The organism is Alcaligenes sp. Marseille-Q7550, from assembly GCF_965112015.1.
Genome location: NZ_CBCOPU010000002.1, coordinates 978,827 through 997,911, shown reverse-complemented (window position 1 = coordinate 997,911; position 19,085 = coordinate 978,827). Strand labels below are relative to the sequence as shown.

At 66.2% G+C, this 19,085-nt stretch carries 18 protein-coding genes and 1 pseudogene; 7 read left to right on the top strand and 12 right to left on the bottom strand.

Annotated features, from left to right (window positions below; genetic code table 11):
- Positions 1-3 precede the first annotated feature (3 nt).
- Positions 4-714: a phosphate regulon transcriptional regulator PhoB gene (phoB, locus tag ACWPWO_RS14105; RefSeq protein WP_454007112.1), complete on the bottom strand. Its 711-nt coding sequence runs from the start codon at positions 712-714 to the stop codon at positions 4-6.
- Positions 715-915: 201 nt separating this feature from the next.
- On the opposite strand from phoB, the gene ubiE reads away from it, so the two are divergent.
- The 7 genes from ubiE (at position 916) to ACWPWO_RS14070 (ending at position 7,621) form a co-directional block, all read left to right on the top strand.
- Positions 916-1,686, top strand: a complete 771-nt coding sequence (gene ubiE, locus ACWPWO_RS14100; protein ID WP_454007111.1) for a bifunctional demethylmenaquinone methyltransferase/2-methoxy-6-polyprenyl-1,4-benzoquinol methylase UbiE — start codon at positions 916-918, stop codon at positions 1,684-1,686.
- A gap of 207 nt (positions 1,687-1,893) precedes the next feature.
- Positions 1,894-2,871: a Tim44 domain-containing protein gene (locus ACWPWO_RS14095; protein WP_454007110.1), complete on the top strand. Its 978-nt coding sequence runs from the start codon at positions 1,894-1,896 to the stop codon at positions 2,869-2,871.
- Between the two features lie 189 nt (positions 2,872-3,060).
- Positions 3,061-3,690 carry a ubiquinone biosynthesis accessory factor UbiJ gene (locus ACWPWO_RS14090; protein ID WP_454007109.1) on the top strand — a complete coding sequence of 210 codons (630 nt, stop codon included), beginning with the start codon at positions 3,061-3,063 and terminating at the stop codon, positions 3,688-3,690.
- A 2-nt stretch (positions 3,691-3,692) separates the two neighbouring features.
- The gene (gene ubiB / locus ACWPWO_RS14085) at positions 3,693-5,249 is read left to right on the top strand and encodes a ubiquinone biosynthesis regulatory protein kinase UbiB (protein WP_454007108.1); all 1,557 of its coding nucleotides are present in this window, start codon (positions 3,693-3,695) and stop codon (positions 5,247-5,249) included.
- Between the two features lie 178 nt (positions 5,250-5,427).
- A complete protein-coding gene (locus tag ACWPWO_RS14080) occupies positions 5,428-6,294 on the top strand; it encodes a ferritin-like domain-containing protein (protein WP_454007107.1) in 867 nt (288 codons plus the stop codon).
- Between the two features lies 1 nt (position 6,295).
- The gene (gene rfaE2, locus ACWPWO_RS14075) at positions 6,296-6,778 is read left to right on the top strand and encodes a D-glycero-beta-D-manno-heptose 1-phosphate adenylyltransferase (protein WP_454007106.1); all 483 of its coding nucleotides are present in this window, start codon (positions 6,296-6,298) and stop codon (positions 6,776-6,778) included.
- Positions 6,779-6,835: 57 nt separating this feature from the next.
- Entirely contained in the window at positions 6,836-7,621 is a 786-nt protein-coding gene (locus ACWPWO_RS14070; protein WP_454007105.1) for an IclR family transcriptional regulator, read from the top strand.
- Between the two features lie 39 nt (positions 7,622-7,660).
- Here the strand turns inward: ACWPWO_RS14070 and ACWPWO_RS14065 are convergent, their stop codons facing one another.
- The 11 genes and pseudogenes from ACWPWO_RS14065 to ACWPWO_RS14015 all read right to left on the bottom strand — a co-directional run bounded on the left by ACWPWO_RS14065 (position 7,661) and on the right by ACWPWO_RS14015 (position 19,070).
- Positions 7,661-8,923 carry an alpha/beta fold hydrolase gene (locus ACWPWO_RS14065; RefSeq protein WP_454007104.1) on the bottom strand — a complete coding sequence of 421 codons (1,263 nt, stop codon included), beginning with the start codon at positions 8,921-8,923 and terminating at the stop codon, positions 7,661-7,663.
- Between the two features lie 53 nt (positions 8,924-8,976).
- Positions 8,977-10,131, bottom strand: a complete 1,155-nt coding sequence (locus ACWPWO_RS14060; RefSeq protein WP_454007103.1) for a TRAP transporter substrate-binding protein — start codon at positions 10,129-10,131, stop codon at positions 8,977-8,979.
- Positions 10,132-10,174: 43 nt separating this feature from the next.
- The gene (locus ACWPWO_RS14055) at positions 10,175-10,387 is read right to left on the bottom strand and encodes a hypothetical protein (protein ID WP_454007102.1); all 213 of its coding nucleotides are present in this window, start codon (positions 10,385-10,387) and stop codon (positions 10,175-10,177) included.
- The gene (locus ACWPWO_RS14050; RefSeq protein ID WP_454007101.1) at positions 10,384-11,301 is read right to left on the bottom strand and encodes an NAD(P)-dependent oxidoreductase; all 918 of its coding nucleotides are present in this window, start codon (positions 11,299-11,301) and stop codon (positions 10,384-10,386) included. Before ACWPWO_RS14050 ends, ACWPWO_RS14055 begins: the two co-directional genes overlap by 4 nt.
- Complete coding sequence (locus tag ACWPWO_RS14045; RefSeq protein ID WP_454007100.1) at positions 11,294-11,776, bottom strand: VOC family protein; 483 nt, start codon at positions 11,774-11,776, stop codon at positions 11,294-11,296. Before ACWPWO_RS14045 ends, ACWPWO_RS14050 begins: the two co-directional genes overlap by 8 nt.
- Positions 11,760-13,973 (bottom strand): alpha-ketoacid dehydrogenase subunit alpha/beta, encoded by a 2,214-nt coding sequence (locus ACWPWO_RS14040; RefSeq protein WP_454007099.1) that lies wholly within the window; start codon positions 13,971-13,973, stop codon positions 11,760-11,762. The genes ACWPWO_RS14045 and ACWPWO_RS14040 overlap by 17 nt, the downstream gene beginning before the upstream one ends.
- A 35-nt stretch (positions 13,974-14,008) precedes the next feature.
- Complete coding sequence (locus tag ACWPWO_RS14035) at positions 14,009-14,779, bottom strand: SDR family NAD(P)-dependent oxidoreductase (RefSeq protein WP_454007098.1); 771 nt, start codon at positions 14,777-14,779, stop codon at positions 14,009-14,011.
- Between the two features lie 10 nt (positions 14,780-14,789).
- Positions 14,790-16,094 carry a TRAP transporter large permease gene (locus tag ACWPWO_RS14030; RefSeq protein ID WP_454007097.1) on the bottom strand — a complete coding sequence of 435 codons (1,305 nt, stop codon included), beginning with the start codon at positions 16,092-16,094 and terminating at the stop codon, positions 14,790-14,792.
- 10 nt (positions 16,095-16,104) lie between these two features.
- The gene (locus ACWPWO_RS14025; RefSeq protein ID WP_454007096.1) at positions 16,105-16,617 is read right to left on the bottom strand and encodes a TRAP transporter small permease; all 513 of its coding nucleotides are present in this window, start codon (positions 16,615-16,617) and stop codon (positions 16,105-16,107) included.
- Between the two features lie 418 nt (positions 16,618-17,035).
- A complete protein-coding gene (locus ACWPWO_RS14020) occupies positions 17,036-18,379 on the bottom strand; it encodes a TolC family outer membrane protein (RefSeq protein WP_454007095.1) in 1,344 nt (447 codons plus the stop codon).
- An 11-nt stretch (positions 18,380-18,390) separates the two neighbouring features.
- Positions 18,391-19,070, bottom strand: a pseudogene (locus ACWPWO_RS14015) (protein-L-isoaspartate O-methyltransferase family protein).
- Positions 19,071-19,085: the final 15 nt, after the last annotated feature.

The following is a 19,085-nucleotide window of genomic DNA, read 5'->3' as shown; positions in this document are numbered from 1 at the left end:
GGGTCAGGCTACCGGTGCTTTTTCCAGGGGGGAGAGGGCAAAACGATAGCCTGAGCCACGGATGGTTTCAATATGCTTGTCGTGCCCGGTGGGTTCCAGCGCCTTGCGCAGGCGTCGGATGTGCACGTCCACGGTGCGCTCCTCCACGAAGACATGGTCGCCCCAGACCTGGTCCAGCAGTTGCGAGCGCGTGAAGACGCGTTCGGTATGCGTCATGAAGAAATGCAGCAGGCGGAATTCGGTGGGGCCTATGGTCAGGGCCAGGCCGTCGCTGGACAGGCGGTGCGTGCCCGGATCCAGTTGCAGGTTGCCGATGGTGATCATGTCGTCGGTCAACTGGGGCGCGCGGCGGCGCAGCACGGCCTTGATGCGGGCGATCAGCTCCTTGGGGGAGAAGGGCTTGGTGATGTAGTCGTCCGCGCCGGCCTCCAGGCCGTCCACCTTGTCCTGCTCGGAACCCTTGGCCGTGAGCATGATGACGGGAATATGGCGCGTGCGCTCGTCGGTGCGCAGCTTGCGCGCCAGACTGATGCCCGAGGAACCGGGCAGCATCCAGTCCACGAGGATCAGGTCGGGCAGCTCGGCGCGGATCAGCACCTGGGCCTGCTCGGCATCGAAGGCGCGCAAGACCTTATGGCCGGCGAAAGAGAGATTGACTGAAATCAGTTCCTGGATCGCGGGTTCGTCTTCCACGACTAATATGCTTGTACTCATTGTTTCTTCAGGCAGGTCCGATAGAGAAGTGAAAGGGCTGCGGGGGTGTCTGAAAGTCGGTTCACCCTAGGATATGCCGCCATCATATGGCGCAAATGTTTCAGGTTTGTGAACGTGCATGAAACTGCAACATGTGCCTGCGGACGGGAGCCTTGTCACTTTTTTTCCGGCGCCGGAAATCTGCGTTACGATTACGTCATTATGGAAACACAGCGCCCTCATACTTCCTCCGCCCAGGATTCCGCCACGCATTTCGGCTTCCAGACTGTCGCCGAAAATGAAAAGGCCGGCAAGGTCGCCGAGGTCTTTCACTCGGTGGCCAGCAACTACGACATCATGAACGACCTGATGTCGGGCGGCCTGCACCGTATCTGGAAAGCCTTCACCATAGGCCGGGCCGGCGTGCGTCCGGGCATGAAGGTGCTGGACATCGCGGCGGGTACCGGCGATCTGACCCAGTCCTTCGCGCGCCAGGCCGGCGCCGACGGCGAAGTCTGGCACACGGACATCAACAGCTCCATGCTGCGCGTGGGGCGCGACCGCCTGCAGGACAAGGGCATTCTTACGCCGTCGGCGGTCTGCGACGCCGAGCACCTGCCTTTTCCGGACGGATACTTCGATCGCGTGTCGGTGGCCTTCGGCCTGCGCAACATGACGCACAAGGATCGCGCCCTGGCGGAAATGAAACGGGTGCTGCGTCCTGGCGGAAAGCTGCTGGTGCTGGAATTCTCGCGCATCGCCAAGCCGCTGCAGGCGCCCTACGACTGGTACTCCTTCAACATCCTGCCGCGCATCGGCAAATGGGTGGCCAAGGACGAGGACAGCTACCGCTATCTGGCCGAATCCATCCGCATGCATCCCGACCAGGAAACGCTGGCCGGCATGATGCGCGAGGCGGGCCTGGAACGGGTGCAGTATTTCAACCTGACCGCAGGCATCGCGGCTTTGCACGAAGGCGTGCGCCTGGACTGAGCCCGGCCTTCGCAGACAATCACGGCACCCGCGGGTGCCGTTGTCTTTTTCACCTGTTCCCTTGAAAAAATCTGGTATGGTGGAAAGTGTCATGGTAATGTTCAGCTTTCCGTAAGTTTTCTTGAACAATCGACTGGGGTGGCCCCAGGCTGCAGCGGACAAGGTCCGGTGTCGCAGGCAGGTCATGTCAGCCAGGAGTCTTGCACTATGTCTAGCCGACTTTCTCGTTTCTTCATGGCCGCTGTGCTGGCCGTCAGCACCGGCGCTATGTTGACGGTGTCGTATGATGCGGAAGCCCGCCGCATGGGCGGCGGTTCCAGCATGGGCCGGCAGTCTTCCAACATCACCCAGAACCGTTCCGCCGTGACGCCTCCGGCCGCGGCCAACACCACGACGCGCCCGGCGGCCCCGGCCGCCGGCGCGCCAGGCGCCGCCGCAGCCGGCACGGCCGCCAAGAGCGGCATGTCGCGTTTCCTGGGCCCGATCGCCGGCATCGCCGCCGGCCTGGGCATTGCCGCGCTGCTGTCCAGCCTGGGCCTGGGCGGCGCCTTCCTGGAAATGATGTCCAGCCTGCTGCTGATCGGCCTGGTGGTGTTCGCGGTCCTGTTCATCGTGCGCCGCCTGCGCGGTTCCTCGTCCCGGCCCGCCATGCAGCAGGCCGGCGCCGGCGCCCAGCCCATGATGCGCAACAGCCAGGCGCCCACGCCCTGGCAGCAGTCCAATCCCGCTCCGGCCGCCGCGCCTGCCGCCGCGCCTGCCGCCGTGGCTGCCGCGCCGGCCCCGCCAGTGGACGAGAGCTGGTTCATTCCCGGCGATTTCGATACCCCCACCTTCCTGGCCAATGCCAAGAAGCAGTTCGTGGAAATCCAGAAGCTGTGGGACAAGGGCGACCTGGACCAGCTACGCAACTACCTGACCGATGACCTGCTCAAGGAAGCCGCGCCGCAGATCCTGCAGCGCCAAGGCGACAACGTCACCGAAGTGGTGCTGCTCAATGCCGAGCTGCTGGGCATAGAAAAAGTGGCCGATGGCCACCTGGCCAGCGTGCGCTACTCGGGCATGCTGCGCGAAGAGGCCGGCGCCGATGCGTTCCGCTTCGAAGAAGTATGGAATCTCTTCAAGGCCGATGGCGCCGGCTGGCTGCTGGCCGGCATCCAGCAGATCCCGGTCGATCCCAACGCCTGATCGGGCGTGGCCGCAGAGACAGCCGCCTCCGAACATGGAAGGCGGCTGTTGTCACAAGGATGGGCGCTTGCCCCGGCTCGCGGCCAGGGCGCGCTTATCCTTTCAGTTCCGTGCATCGAACGGTGTCTATGTCGGGTTAAACTGACTGTTTTCATTTGACTGGTTTGCTGGCGTCGGCAGCGAGCCCACATGGACATGCCTGCTATCCCTTCCTTCCTCGACCCTGCCGCCGCGGGCGTGCGCCTGCTCAATGCCTTGCTGCGCCGCGAGCAATGGGCGCGCGATCGCTTGCGCGCCCATTCCGGCAAGACGGTGGCGCTGGTGCTGGGACGCCTGCGCCTGGTCTACACGATCACCTCCCTGGGCGAACTGGACCTGGGGCATCCGGCCGTGGTGCCGGACGTCACCCTGACCCTGCCGGCCGAGCGCCTGCCGGATTTGCCGCAGGTGCTCAAGGACGGCGATTTCAGTCGCGTTGCGCAGCTCATGCTCGTCCAGGGTGAAGCCGGCCTGGCCAATCTGGTGTCGGACCTGGCCGCCAATCTGCGCTGGGACGCCGAAGAGGACCTGTCCAGGCTGGTGGGCGATGTCATGGCGCATCGCCTCGTCGGCGGCGCGCGCCAGGCTTTTGCAGGCCTGCGCGATCTGGGCCAGCGCCTTGCGGACAATGTCACGGAGTACCTGTCGCAGGAAAGCGGACTGCTGGTGCCGCATTCCGAGTTCGAGCGGCTTCGCGAGCAGGCCCAAGGCCTGTTGTCCCGGCTGGACGGGCTGGAACGGCGCCTCGAGCAGGCTGAAATCAAGCGGCGCGAGCACTGACCATGTTTTCGTTCAGCCGCCTGTTCACCATTCTTCTGGTCGCCTTCCGTTATCGCCTGGACGAGCTCGTGCTCTCCAGCATCCGCCACCCCTGGGCCTTCCGGATGTTGCGCATCGTGCGACTGGGGCGCGCGCCCCGGCTGCCGCGCGGCGTGCGCCTGCGGCTGGCGCTGGAAAGCCTGGGCCCGATCTTCGTGAAGTTCGGCCAGGTGCTGTCCACGCGCCGCGACCTGATACCGCTGGACATCGCCGAGCAACTGGCGCTGCTTCAGGACCGCGTACCGCCGTTTCCCTCGGAAGTGGCCGCCGCCACCATTCACAAGGCGCTGGGCGCTCCGCCTCAGGAGCTGTTCAAGCGCTTCGACATGCAGCCCATCGCTTCGGCATCGATCGCCCAAGTGCACTTCGCCGAGCTGCACGACGGGCGCGAGGTGGCCGTCAAGGTGCTGCGTCCGGGCATGCACGAGGTCATCTACAAGGATCTGCGTCTGATGCGCGCGCTCGCCGGACTGATAGAACGTCTGGGGCCCGACGGCCGGCGCCTGAAGCCGCGCGAAGTCGTGGCCGAGTTCGACAAATACCTGAACGACGAGCTGGACCTGATTCGCGAAGCGTCCAACTGCAGCCAGCTGCGCCGGAATTTCTCCCTGGTGAAAGAGCGTGCCGAACTGCTGATCGTCCCGGAAGTCATCTGGGAATATTGCGCCTCCTCGGTATTCACCATGGAGCGCATGAAGGGCATTCCGATCAACCAGATCGACCGCCTGCGCGCCGCCAATGTGGATCTGAAGGACCTGGCGCGCAAGGGCGTGGAAATCTTCTTCACCCAGGTATTTGCCGACGGCTTCTTCCATGCCGACATGCACCCCGGCAATATCTACGTGTCCGATGCGCCGCAGACCCTGGGCCGCTACATCGCCCTGGACTTCGGCATCGTCGGCTCCCTGTCCGAATTCGACAAGAACTACCTGGCCCAGAATTTCCTGGCCTTCTTCCGCCGGGACTCCCGCCGGGTGGCGCAGTTGCACATCGAATCGGGCTGGGTGCCGCCGCAGACGCGCGAAGAGGAGCTGGAAGGGGCGGTGCGGGCTGTGTGCGAGCCTTATTTCGATCGTCCGCTGTCGGAGATCTCGCTGGGACAGGTGCTGCTGCGGCTGTTCCAGACCTCGCGGCGTTTCAATGTCGAAATCCAGCCGCAGCTCGTGCTGCTGCAGAAAACCCTCCTGAACGTGGAGGGCATGGGGCGGGACCTGGATCCGGAACTGGATCTGTGGGACACGGCCAAACCCTATCTGGAAAAGTGGATGTACCAGCGCGTCGGTCCGTCCGGCTTTTACCAGCGTCTGCGACAGGAAGCGGGGCAGTGGGCCCAGATACTGCCGCAGCTCCCGCGTCTGGTCTATGCCAACCTGGACAGGCCCGATACACGGCAGACGCTGAACCAGGAACTCAGGCTGTTGCGCCAGTCGCAGCAGCAGACCAATCGCCTGCTCACGGTGCTGTGCGCCGTGCTGGCCGTGGCGCTTGGCATTGCCATCTGGGCGTTGGCGGGACGATGAACTGTATGTTCCACGCGACGCGTCGGTCTTTTTCTTTGACTGACATATTTCTGATAACCACAGGTTCTACGATGGACGCAGGCTGCCGGCCGTTTTCCCGCGCCGGCCTCTTGCAGCCTTGTCCGGCCGGCCTTCGCGCCGCCGTCAAGGAACCGCTTGATTCTTTTTAGGAATCGTTATGCTCTACCACGAATTGTTCAAATCCATGGAGGCGGTGCGCTGGAACCTGTCGCACGACATACCCTGGGACGATTTTGACGGCAGCAAGCTCAGCGACGAGCAGGCCTACACCATCAAGATGAACGCCATCACGGAATGGGCCGCCCTGCCGGCCACCGAGATGTTCCTGCGCGACAACAAGGACGACAGCGACTTCTCCGCCTTCATGTCGGTCTGGTTCTTCGAGGAACAGAAGCATTCCCTGGTATTGATCGAATACCTGCGCCGTTTCCGTCCCGAGCTCATGCCTACCGAGGAAGAGCTGCACAAGGTGCGCTTCGAGTTCGATCCGGCGCCGGCCATGGAGACGCTGATGCTGCATTTCTGCGGCGAAGTGCGCCTGAATCACTGGTATCGCCGCGCCGCCGACTGGCACACCGAGCCGGTCATCAAGGCCATCTACAAGATCGTGGCCCAGGATGAAGCCCGCCACGCCGGCGCCTACCTGCGCTACATGAAGCGCGCCCTGGTGCACAAGGGCCAGGAGTTCGGCCTGCAGGCCCGCATGGCCTTTGCCAAGATCGGCGTGCTGATGGCTTCGGCCCACCGCACGGCCCAGGCCCTGCATCCGACCAACCTGCACGTGAACAAGGCCCCTTATCCCCAGGACACCGTGCAGCCCAAGCTGCCTTCGCCGGGCTGGCTGGAGAACTGGCTGGACAGCCAGATCCGCTTCGACAAGGAATGGGAGCACAAGGTCAGCACGCGCATCCTGCACAATATGTCCTTGCTGTTGGGCGGCTCCTTCGAAACGGTTCAGGACCTGAACCGCTATCGCAAGGAATTGACGCGTCAGGCGGCGCCCGAGTCCCTGGTTCCGGCCTGACATGACGGCGCGCTTCGAAGCCAAGATACTGGATCGCGACGCGCTGGTCCTGGCCATCGCCCAGGGCCGGCTGCCGCGCCCGCTGGTCTTTACCAACGGCGTGTTCGACCTGCTGCACCGCGGTCACGTCACCTATCTGGACGAGGCCGCTCAACTGGGCGCCTCGCTGGTGGTGGGCGTCAATGCCGATGACTCGGTGCGCCGCCTGAACAAAGGTCCGGAACGCCCCATCAATGGCGAGCAGGACCGGGCCGCGCTGCTGGCCTCGCTGGCCTGCGTGGATGCGGTGGTCATCTTTCCGGAGGACACGCCCGAAGCTCTGATCGCCGCGCTGCGGCCGGACCTGATCGTCAAGGGCGGCGACTACGACATGGAGGTGCTGCCGGAAACCGCGCTGGTGCGCAGCTGGGGCGGCGAGGCCCGCGCCATCCCTTTTGAGTTCCAGCGCTCCACGACGGCGCTGGTGAAGAAGCTGCGGCAATAGCGGATTTCCCGCGGCCGGGCTTATGTCGAAAGTGGTCAAGATTGATTACACTGGGGCATGGTCAAACAACTCGAAAAAGACGGTGCGACCGCCGCCGACAAGGCCGGCGTGCTGGGCAAGGCGCTCAAGGTGCTGGAGATGGTGATTCTGTCGCCCAGCCCGCCTTCGGCCGCGCAGATCACCGATGCGCTGGCGCTGTCGCGCCCCACGACCAATCGCCTGATCGCCCAGCTCATACGCCTGGGCTACCTGAAGCGTGACGTCCGCCGCAGCCAGTTGATGCCGGGCGATGCCCTGGTGCGCCTGTCCGTGGGCGCCGTGGCCGAACAGGTGCGGCGCGGCCCGCGCCACGAAGTCCTGCGCACGCTGTCCTTGCGTACCGGCGAGACCTGCAATGTGGCCATGATCGTCAATGGCCAGGCCCAGTATCTGGACCGCGTCGAGGCCCAGTGGCCCTTGGCTTTCCGGCTGGAGCCAGGCAGCCACATGCCCCTGCACTGCTCGGCGGTGGGCAAGATGCTTCTGAGCCAATTGTCGGAGTCCGAGCAGGACAAGTACCTGGGCGCCTTGTCCTTGCAGGCCTATACCCCCAATACCATTACCGACCCGGATGAATTGCGCCGGCATTTGCGGCAGATCGCCCGGGAGGGCGTCTCCCTGGATCAGGAGGAGTTCCTGAGCGGCGTGCTGGGCATGGCCGTGGCCATTCCGACCGGCTCCCGGCAGTCCGTTCTGGCGGTGGCGATCGCGGCTCCGCGGGCGCGCGTCACGGTGGAGCAGTTGCGAGGAGAGCTGCCGCATCTGCAGGACGCCGCCCGGCAACTCGCGTTCTGCTACGACTGATCGCCCGCCCGGCGGGCTGGCCGCCGGGCTCCGGCCTGTTCAATGCATGGCGTGGCTGCGATTCGCGCCGTTCACGACCAGGCGAGCCACCAGCCCCGGTTTTTCCCATTGCGGCATGTGGCCCGCGTCGGCCAGCAGATGCAGGCTGGTCTGGGCGGGCGCGTCCAGCGCGTCCTGCCAGTTGACGATGGCGTCCTGACGCCCTTGTATCAGTGTGACGGGCACGGTCAGCTGCTCCAGGACAGGCAGCAGGTCGTGCTGCTGGACGCCGGCATGCGCCAGTTCGGCACAGATTCCCGCCAGCGTGGCTTTGCGGCGCTCGATGTGATCCAGCATACCGCCCAGCTGCGTGTCCGACAGCGGGACGCTCTCGGCGGTCAGGCGCTTGAGTTCGCGTTGCAGGGCCTGCGGCGTGCGCGCGTGCAGCATGCCGTCCAGGAAGTCCTGATTGATGCGCGTGCCCATGCCGGCCGGGGCGATCAGCACGAGGCTGCGTACGGGGAGGTCGGCGCGTCTGGCCAGGTGGGCGGCGACCAGCCCGCCGAAAGAGTGGCCTACCAGCACGATGGGGCCGCCCTCGCCGCTCTTCAGGCGCGTTGCGCAATCCTGGACGATGTCTTCCAACTGGCTGAGATCTTCCTGATTGGCGCCGTGGCCGGGCAGCTCCAAAGTTTGCACCGCCAGATTCTGGCGACGCAGCTGGCTTTGCAGGCCTGACCAGGCGCTGGCGTCGCCGAAGATGCCATGGATGAGCACGAATCGCGGCGACTGGCCCGGCGCGCCGCCCGTGCGCAGCTGGGCCTGCACGTCGGCCACTTGCACGCGGCGGGACTGCATGGGAATGTCCTGCAGCGACAGACCGTTTTCGCGCGCCAGTCGGCGGGCGGCGGGCGTGGCGGGGATGCGGGCGCCCGGAACACGGGCCGTAGCGTCTGCAGGGACGTCCGCAGGGGCTTGCGCAGAGGCGTCAGCAGGGGCGCTTGCAGTGATGCCTGCCGGGGCGGCGCTCGTGGCGGCCGGCGGCGGGGCCTCGTCAGGGGCGGGCTCTTGGGGCTCGCCCTCGACCTGGGCCTTGGCATAGACGCCCAGCGGCTCCAGCATCTCGCCTTCGGCGACGCAATGCTCCAGCAGCACGCCGTCTTCTTCGGCGGCGATCTCGATGATGGACTTGTCGGTTTCCAGCTCGAACAGCACCTGGCCGGCCGCGTAGGCCTGCCCGGGCTGGACGAGCCAGCTCACCACGCGGGCGGCGTCGGCCACTTCGCCCGTAGGCGGCAATGTCAGGGTTTTCAGGTAAGTCATGGCAATATCGATCCAGTGTCGGGAGTGGATGGGCGGGCGGCCCGCCCAGCGTGTCAGACGTCGTGCACGTAGTAGCGGCTTGGCGTGTTGGCGGCCTGGTTGAGCTGTTCGAAGACATCCAGCGAGCCAACCAGCGATTTCTTCATATCGTCCCATTCGCTGCGCTGTGCGCCGGCGGCTTCTTTCCATTGGGCGAGCTCGTCCTTGCTGGGGTGGTAGAACTGCACGCCGGCCTGCTCCATTTCGGCCATGGCGAACTCGCGCGCGGCGGGCACATGGGCCATGTTCTGCAGGAAGGTGATCTGCGCGGCCCACAGCAAGGCCTCCTGGGTGTCGCTGTCCAGGCTCTGGAACCATTTCAGGTTGCAGGAGTAGGCGCCGCCGTCGGGCACGGCGCGGATGAAGGAGACGTGGGAGATGATTTCCTTGAAACCGAAGAGGTTCAGCCCCATGACGTTGGGGTCCAGGCCGTCGGCCACGCCCTGGCGGATGGCCGAGGCGGTCTCGCCCCAGGACACCGGCGTGGGGTTGGCGCCCATCAGACGGTATACCTGGGCCAGGATCTTGGAGCCGGGCACACGGAATTTCATGCCGCGCAGGTCTTCCGGCGTGCGGATGGGCGTGTCCCGGAATCCCTTGCGCAGCGAGATGGTGCGCGGGTCCACGCATTGGTAGAGCAAGGGCTTGAAGCCGTTGGCCTCGACGCGCTGGTTGACGTGCTCGGCCCAGGCCCTGGAGCTGACCAGATTCACGAATTGCCGATTGTCGCCGCACCAGTAGGGCATATTGATCAGGTCCACGGCCGGCGCGAAAGGCGCGAAATTGGACATGGAGTGCTGGGCGCCCTGGATGGTGCCGGCCTGCACCTTCTGCGCCAGCTCGGAGTCCGAGCCTATGGCCCCGCCAGGCACCAGCTTGACGTAGATGCGTCCGCGCGTGGCGTTCTGGATGTTTTCCTTCAGGTGCAATTGCATCACCGGGAAGGTGCGGTCCGTTCCCACCCGATAGGAGGTGGCGATGGTCATGGTGTACTTGGCGGCTTCGGCGCGTTCGCGCTCCTCGTTCTTGGTCTGCGCCACGGCCTCGGGACTGAACAGCGCGCCGCCGCCCGCGGCGACCGCGGCGACGGTGAAGCCCGTGGTGGCGCTCAGCTTCAGGAAGCGGCGGCGCTCGGGGGCGCTCAGCAAGGGGGATGGGGTGGTTTTCATGCTTGTCTCCTGTGGATTGCGCTTCAAGGCGCTGGTATAGGGATCAGCGGGACGGCAGACTGCAGGTGTAGGCCACGAAGCTGCCGGCCGCCAGCAGCAGCACGAGGAATTCGGCCGCGTCGTCCAGGCGTGGGAAGGTCCCCAGCTTCAGGGCGTGCAGCTTGCCCAGGAGCAGGTTCAGGACGAAGGCGGCGAACAGCAGCAGGGTCAGGGCGCCGAGCAGGCGCGTGCAGACGCGGGAGCGGGGAGCATTCATGGCGTCTCCTTGGGCAGGGGGATCAGAGGGATGCGCCCGGCAAGCTGCTGCACCGCCAGCAGCATGGCGGTGCAGTCCGCCTTGGCCAGGCCCAGGTTCTGGGCGCTCTGGAACAGGGCCTGGCTGGCCTGGCCGACGAACAGGGGCACGCCCAGCTCGCGGCCCAGTTGCACGCCCAGGCTGATGTCCTTCAGGCCCAGGTGGATGGGGAAGTCGGGACTCACATCGCCGCTGAGCACCTTGCGCGGATAGTTGACGTTGATCTGCCCCCGGCCGGCCGTGGTGTTCTGCAGGACCTCGGCGGCCAGCAGCGGATCGATGCCGCTGGCTTCGGCCAGGGCCAGGGTCTCGGCGGTCATCACCATGCCGACCATGGACATGAAGTTGTTGATGATCTTCATGCGCACGCCGTTGCCTTGCGGCCCCAGATGCAGCACCCGGTCGGCCATGCAATCGAGCGCGGGCCGGGCGCGTTCCAGTTGCTGCGCGGTGCCCCCGGCGAGCGCCAGCAGGGTGCCGGCGCGCGCGTCGGCCGGGGTGCGGCCCACCGGCACGTCCATCATGTCTATGCCGGCCCGGGCAAGCTGCGCCGCCATGTCCTGGCTGCCGGCCACGGAAATGGTGCTCATCTCCACCACCAGCGCGCCGGGCGCCGCGTGCTCGAGCACGCCATCGGCCCCCAGCAGCACGGCGCGCACATGCTCTTCGCGCGGCAGCATGGTGATGATCAGTCCGGCTTGGCGGCAGGCCTGGGCGATGTCGGCGCAGGCCTGGCCGCCTTGCCCGGCCAGTTGCACCAGCGCTTCGGGATTCAGGTCGTGGCCCTGCACCTGGAAGCCGCCGCGCACGAGGTTCAGCGCCATGGGCAGGCCCATGGTGCCCAAGCCGATGAAGGCGATGCGGCGATCAGTCATGGCGCTCTCCCGGCGCCCCGGGCGCCTGCGCGTCCAGGAACTGGATGAATTCCGTCACGGCTCCCTCGGGCTCGGCCAGGTAGAAGGCGCGGGTGGCGCCGTTGCGCAGCGTCTGCGGCGGGGAGACGCAGGCGTAGCCGGCCTGCACGGCTTGCTCGTAGACCTTATCCACGTCGGGCACCACGAAGCCGATGTGGTTGTAGCCCAGGTCGCACTGGCGGCGGGGCTGCGTATCGCCCACGGGTTCGTAGTACTTGAACAATTCGACGCGCTGGCTTCCCAGGCGCAGCATGGCCCAGCGTATGCAGGCGCCGGGCAGGCCGACCACGGTGGCCAGCGCGGGCTCCCGACGCTGGTCCATCTCGCCTTCCACCTCGAAGCCGAGAAAGCCGGTGTAGAAGCGCAGCGCGCGGTCGAAATCATGCACGCTCAGCGCCGTATGGTGCATGAGGGCGTCATCAATCCTGGCTGGCATGTTCGGGACTCCAGTTGGGGTTGCGGGTGCGCTGGAGCTGGACGAGCGCCCGGGCCAGATCGTCCTGATTGGCCAGGGCGGCGGCCTCCAGCACCTTGGAGACGACAGGGGATGACTCGGAGCCGGTCACGTGGACGATCTCGTGGTCCAGCCAGTCGAACAGGCGGGCCTGGGCGTCGCTGATCAGGCGCGAGCCGATGGACGTGCCGCGCGTGGTCTGCTCCGCGACGACCAGCGCCTGGGTGCGGCGCACGCTGGCCTCGATGCATTCCCAGTCGATGCCGGCGGCGTCCAGGCTGCGCAGGTCGATGACTTCGGCGTCCACGCCGCTGAGCTCGGCCGCCCGGCAGGCCATGCCCACCATATTGCCGTAGGTCAGCACCGTGCAGGCCTGGCCGGGGCGGGCGATGCGGGCCTTGCCGAAGGGCACGATGTAGTCCCATTCGTCGGCGGGCACATCGTCCACATTGCGGAACAGGTCCTGGTATTCGACGATCAGCACGGGGTCGTGGCAGCGCAGGGCGGCGTTGAGCAGGCCGATGTAGTCGTGGGGGCGCGAGGGGGCGACGATGCGCCAGCCGGGATACAGGGCGAACAGGCCGGCCGCGTCCATGGAATGCTGGGATCCGTAGCCCGTGCCGGCGGACATGCGGCTGCGCACCAGCACGGGGACCGGGAATTCGCCGCCGAACATGTGGCGCACTTTGGCGATCTGGTTGAACAACTGGTCGGCGGCCACCAGCGAGAAGTCGGGGTACATGATCTCCACCACCGGCCGCAGGCCGTTGAGCGCCGCGCCCAGCGCCAGGCCGGTGAAGCCGTTCTCGCAGATGGGCGTGCCGATCAGGCGGTTTGGGTATTGTTCCCCGATATTGCGCGTGGCGCCGGCGGTGCCTCCGCGCAGGCGGTGCACGTCTTCGCCGAAGATGACGATGCCGTCGTCCCGCTGCATGTTGCGCAGCATGGCCGCGGAAATCACGTCCACGAACTTGGCGGGCTGGCGCCGTGTCGCGGGCAGGTCCTCCTGCTCCAGGACCGGCAGGCCGTTCAGTTCGCTGAGATCGCCGCGGATGCCGTAATCCACGGTCTCGGGGCGCGGCCACAGCTCGGCGCGGATGCGCGGCTGCTTGCCGGCGTGGTCCTGCACCAGGACGTCCAGGGCGGCGTTCAGAACCGCGTCCATCTTGGCGGACAGGGCCTGGAATTGCTCCTGATCCAGCAGGCCCCGGGCCATCAGCTGGCGGGGATAGACGATCATGGGGTCGCGCTCGGCCCATTGGGCCTCCTCGTCCTTGGCGCGATAGCCGAAGGCGCTGCCCTTCTGCGCTCCGGACTGGTGCAGGTAGCGGTAGGTGCGGGCCTCGATCAGCACGGGGCCGCCCTGTTCGCTGATGATGCGCAGCGCCTCGCGCATGGCCGCCCGGGCCGCCAGCACGTCCATGCCGTCGAACTCGATGGCCGGCACGCCCAGCGACAGGCCGCGGGCCGACAGGCGGGTCTCGCGGGTCTGTTCGCTGACGTGCGTGGAGACGGCGTACAGATTGTTCTCGATGAAGAAGATGGTGCTGGTCTTGTACAGCGCGGCCAGGTTCAGCGCTTCGTAGCAGGCTCCGCTCTGGGTGGCGCCGTCGCCGAAGAAGGCCACGGACACGGCGGGGCGGCCGCGCAGCTTGTCGGCGAAGGCGTAGCCCACGGCGTGCGAGGGATTGCCGCCCACGATGGCGTTGGAGCCGTAGATGCCGGCCTCGGGATGGCGCAGGTGCATGGAGCCGCCGCGCCCGCCGCAGTAGCCGGGCGTCAGGCCCAGGATTTCCGCGTAGGTGCGCATGACCACTTCCTGCATGGCGGCGGGATAGTCCTGTTGCAACGGATCGTAGTCGGCCGGGCAGGCATGGTTCAGGGCCTTGGCCAGGAACTGGTGGTGCATGCGATGGGTGCCGTTGATCTTGTCCTGGGACCCCAGCATGGACAGGGCGCCCACGGCGGCTCCATCCTGGCCGATGCTGGAGTGGGCGGGGCCGTGCAGCACGCCCAGCACGCTCAGGTTCAACAGGCGTTCTTCGAAGCGGCGGATCAGCAGCAGTTGTTCCAGCATGCGCACGGCCTGCCGGGGGGCCATGGTCTGCAGTTCCTGGTCATCGGTCTCGAGCCGCCACCAGGGCGTCTCGGTGGTCAGGTCGATGAGCTGGCAAGTCATACGGCATCTCCGGATAAGTGAAAACCAGTGAAAGGTCAGCGGGCGGTGAAACCGCCGTCGAGAAAAAGGGTCTGCCCGGTCATGAACGAGGAGGCCGGGCTGCACAGGTAGATCGCCAGCCCGTGCAGGTCCTCCAGCTGCCCGTTGCGGCCCACGCAGGTGGAGGCGGCCATGCGCGCCAGTTGTTCCGGGTCGCGGTACAGCGCCTGCGTCAAGGCGGTGGGAAACAGCCCCGGCGCGATGGCGTTGCAGGTGATTCCGTCGCCGGACCAGGCTTGGGCCATGGCGCGGGTCAGTTGCACGATGGCGCCCTTGGTGGCGCCGTAGGCCATGCTGTCGGGAAAGGCGCGGACCGACTGCAGCGAGCCGATGTTCACGATGCGGCCCCAGCCGCGCCGGCGCATGGCGGGCGCCAGGGCCTGGGCCAGCAGGAAGGGGGCGGTCAGGTTCAGGCGCAGGGTGTAGTCCCAGTCCTGCAGGGATGTGGCCTGGGCGGGCTGGCGCAGGTTGACGCCGGCGGCGTTGACCAGGATGTCGGGACTCTGCCCTTCGCCCAGCTCCGCGGCCAGGGCGGCGATGGCCTGGGGATCGGACAGGTCGGCCTGGCGCGCATCCGCCGTGCCGGGGCGCGCCGCGTTCAGGCGCTCGCATTGTTCGGCCAGGGGAGCGGCGCGCCGGCCGACCAGGGTGAGGCGGGCGCCGGCCCCATGCAGGGCGCGGGCGATCTCGGCCGCCAGCCCCGTGCCGCCGCCGGTGACCAGGGCGTGGCGGCCTTCCAGCGAAAACAGGGAATCAAGTAAAGACATGCGTATCTCTCTAGAAGGCCCACAGCGAAAGCTGCGGGACGAAGGCGATGATCAGGGCCACGGCGACCAGGGCGATCACGTAGGCGACCGAATGCCGGGCCACGTTGAGGATGGGCTGACCGGTCACGCCGGAAATCACGAACAGGTTCAGGCCCAGCGGCGGCGTGATGAAGCCTATGCCCAGGGTGGTGATCATGAACACGCAGAAGTGCAGCGGATCCATGCCGATCTCCATGGCCAGCGGATACATGATGGGCGAGAGGATGACGATGTTCGGCGTGGCTTCCATGAAGCAGCCGGCCAGCATGAAGATGGCCAGCATCAGCAGGATGATGAGCACCGGGTCGCTGGTGTAGTCGCTGATCATGCCGGCGAAGGCCTGGGGCACTTCCACCAGCGCCAGGGCCTGGGCCAGCGGCAGGGCCACGGCGATGATGGGCACGATCACCCCGTTGACCTTGGCCGAGCTGGCCAGCATCTTGGGAATGTCGGCCAGCGTGATGGTCTTCTTCCAGAAGCCGATGGCCAAGGTGATCAGCACGGCGACGGCGGCCGCCTCGGTGGGCGTGAACAAGCCGGAATAGATGCCGCCCAGGATGACCACGGGAATGGACAGGGCGTACTTGCCGTCCCACATGGCGGCCAGCCAGCGGCCCCAGTCGAAGCCCTGGCTGCTCTGCTCGTAGCCGCGCCAGCGGTTGATCAGGATGTTGGTGATCATGATGGCCACGAGCACCAGCACGCCCGGAATGGCGGCCGCCAGGAACAGGCTGGTGACCGGCACGCCCAGGACCAGGCCCACGATGATGTAGGCGATGGACGGCGGGATCAGGATGCCGGTGCAGGAGCCGGCCGCCACCAGTGCGGCGGCGTAGGCGGGCGGATAGCCTTTCTCCACCAGCCGGCCGAAGGTGATGCGCCCCGCGGCCGCGCAGCCGGCCGCATCGGAGCCGGAAATGCAGGCGAAGAAGCCGCAGCCCATGACGGTGGAGGTGCCCATGCCGGTGCGCAGCGAACCCATGGTGGCTTCGGCGATGTTGAGCAGTTTGTCCGACAGGCCGGTGCGCACCAGGGCGTCGCCGGTCAGCAGGTACAGCGGGATGGCGATCAGGGCGAAGGCGTCCACGCCGTTGAACAGGCTCTCGCCCAGCAGCGAAAGGGGCAGGGCGCCGGTGAACCAGAGCATGGCCAGTCCGGTCAGCCCCAGGGACACCCAGATGGGCACGCCCAGCGCGAACAGGGCCAGCATCAGCAGCAGCGGGCCGGCCACATCCATGCCGACATTCAGCTCGGCGCTGTAGTTGGAATAAAGCATGCTTGCTCCCTCAGTCGAAAAGTTTGCTGTCGGGCAGGGTGACGGAGCCGCGCAGCAGGTCGCTCACGCTGATCCAGGTCATCTGCACGGCGCGCAGCAGCACCAGCGTGAAGCCGAAGGGCACGGCGAACAGGAACCAGGCCTTGGTCAGGCGCAGGCCGTCGGTGACGGAGTCGTACTGCATGGATACGGCCACGGGCTCCCAGGACAGGCGCAGCGCAAAGACGGCGAAGACGACGGAGCAAAGGCCGGCCAGGATGTTCAGCAGGGCGACGCCCCGGGGCGGCAGCAGGTTGAACAGCAGGTCGATGCGGATGTGGCCGTTGCTCTTGATGGCGGCGGCCGCGCCGATCCAGGTCAGGTAGATGAAGGCGTAGCGGGCGGCCTCTTCCCCCCATAGCGAGGAGTAGTCCAGGGCGAAGCGCCGCAGCACTTCGACGACGATGACGATGACGACGAAGGCATAGAGCCAGAGCATGAGGCAGCGCTCCAGGTGCCGGTCCAGCTTTCTGAGAAATTTCATGGAATGGTCTCCGTTTCCCCTGGATCTCTGGCGGATCTTTCCGGGTGGTTGGCAATGGGTCCAACGGGTCCGCACGGGACGGCAACGGATGCAAGGCTGTCGCGTACGATCAAATCAGATCATTTGATGATTTGAATCATATCGACATGTAATTTGAAAAAAAGATGGCCGGCTGCCGGTCCAGCCTTGAAACGAGCTTGCATGAATGAGTCAGGCGACGCGGGCAGGCTTGGATCCATTGCGTGTGGCCAGATGAAAAAACCTTTTTTATCAGTTGACTGGAAAGAACTGGCGAAAGGGATTGGATCCAGGGCCGGGACGCGAGCGCGCGCCCGAGACAGGGACTTCCCTATCCGGGTATGCACTGAGCTTTGGAAAGAAGATCAGATCACTCTTTGATCCGATCCGACGCATGGATTCAGGGTTGCGTCGTACGGGAGGAATCGAGCAGTTCGTTGACGGCGCGCAGGTCGTTCTCGTCCAGCGTGCCGCTGGCGGCCTTCAGGCGCAGGCTGTTCATCAGGACGTCGTAGCGGGCCTGGGACAGGCTGCGCTGGGTTTCGTACAGTTGCTGCTGGGCGTTGAGCACGTCGATGTTCACGCGCACGCCGATCTCGTAGGCCAGCTTGTTGGCCTGCACGGATTCCAGGCTGGATTTTTCGGCGGCTTCCAGGGCCTGCACGCGGGCCAGGCCGGTGGTGACGCCCGAAAAGTACTGGCGCGTCTGCTGGATGGCCTGCTGCACGGCGAACTGCTGCTGATAGCGCGCCTGCTGCAGGCGCGAGGTCTGTTCGCGTACCTGCGAAGAGGTTTCGCCGCCCCGGAAGATGGGAATGCTCAGTTCCAGCCCCACGGAGCTGTTCAGCGAGCGCGGGCCGCCGCCGGTCTGGCCGAACAGGGTCTGGTCGCTACCGCTGCCGGTCTGGGCCTTCAGGGCCAGCGTGGGCTGGTGCTGCGCCTGGGTGCTCTTGAGTTGTTCCTCGGCGGCGCGCGCGTTAAGGTCGGCCAGCGCCACCGCCAGCCCGGACTGGGTGGACTGGTCCAGCCAGTCCTGCAGGCGCGCCGGCTGCGGGGCGGGCAGGCGCAGCGGGCTGCGCAGCCGGGCCAGCTCCCCGGGGCGTTCCAGGGTCAGGGCGGCCAGCTTGTCCTGAGCGACCTGCAGGGCGTTCTCCGCCTGCAGCACGCTGGCGCGCGTCAGGTCCAGGCGGGAACGCGCTTCGTAGGCGTCGGTGATGGTGGCGCCGCCCAGTTGGAAGTTCTGGTCGGCGGCGCGCAGTTGTTCGTCTATGGCGGCCTGCTGGGCCTTCAGGGTGGCCAGCGCGTCCTGCGCGGCCAGCACGTCGAAATAGCCCTGGCTCACGCGCAGCATCAAGTCCTGCCTGTCCAGCGACAGACGGACGTCGGCGCTGCGGGCCAGAAGCTGGGCGCGCTCGTATTGCGCCCAGGCGCTGCGGTTGTAGACGGGCTGGCTCAAGGCCAGCGTCCAGGCGGCGCGGTCCGTGGAGTTGCGGTTGGCGAACTGACTGGTCTGGCGCCGTTCCTGCCATTCAGCCGTGCCGGTGGCGGTGACCTGCGGCAGCAGCTTGGCGCGGCTTTGGGGAACGAGTTCCTGGTCCGCCTGCCGGGCCGCCTGGGAGGCGCCGAACTGTGGTTCGCGCGCCAGCGCCTGGTTCCAGATCTGGAGCAGGTCCTGGGCCTGGGCGGCGCCGCCCAGGACGCCGAAGGCCAGAATGCACAGTTGCAGGCGGATGGCGGACCCCATGCCGGCCTGGTTCAGAAGCGGAACTGGGACACGGCGGTGCCGCGCAGAGGCTTGATCCAGGTGTCGAACAGGGGGTGGTCTCGAAGCTGGCGGCGCTGGTGCGGGTGATGCGCACGGCCGTCATGACGGGATTCTGGCCCACCACCACGACCAGGCGGCCGCCGACGCACAACTGGTACTTCAGGGCGTCGGGGATGGCGGGTACGGAGCCGGTGACCAGGATGGCGTCGTATTCGGTGGTGCCCCAGCCGGCGTGGGCGTCGCCCACTTCGACCTTGACGTTGCGCACATTGTTGCGCTGCAGGTTTTCCTGCGCGAATGCGGCCAGCTTGCTGTCGATTTCGATGGAGGTGACCTGCTGGGCCAGGTGGGCGAGCAGGGCGGCCTGGTAGCCCGAGCCGGTGCCGATTTCCAGCACGCCGTCGGTGGGCTGCAATTGCAGTTCCTGGGCCAGTCGGGCCTCGACCTTGGGCGAGAGCATCGTCTCGTGGGTGTCCACGGCGTTGATGATCAGGGGCAGCTCGGTGTCCGAGAAGGCCATCGAGCGCAGGGTCGAGGGAACGTAGCGTTCGCGCTGGACGGAGAACAGGGCTTGCAGCACGTTTTCGTCGGACACGTTCCAGGGCCGGATTTGTTGTTCGACCATGTAGTAACGGGCACGTTCGAGTTCAGACAGCGCGGTGATGTTCATAGCTTCCAGAAAACT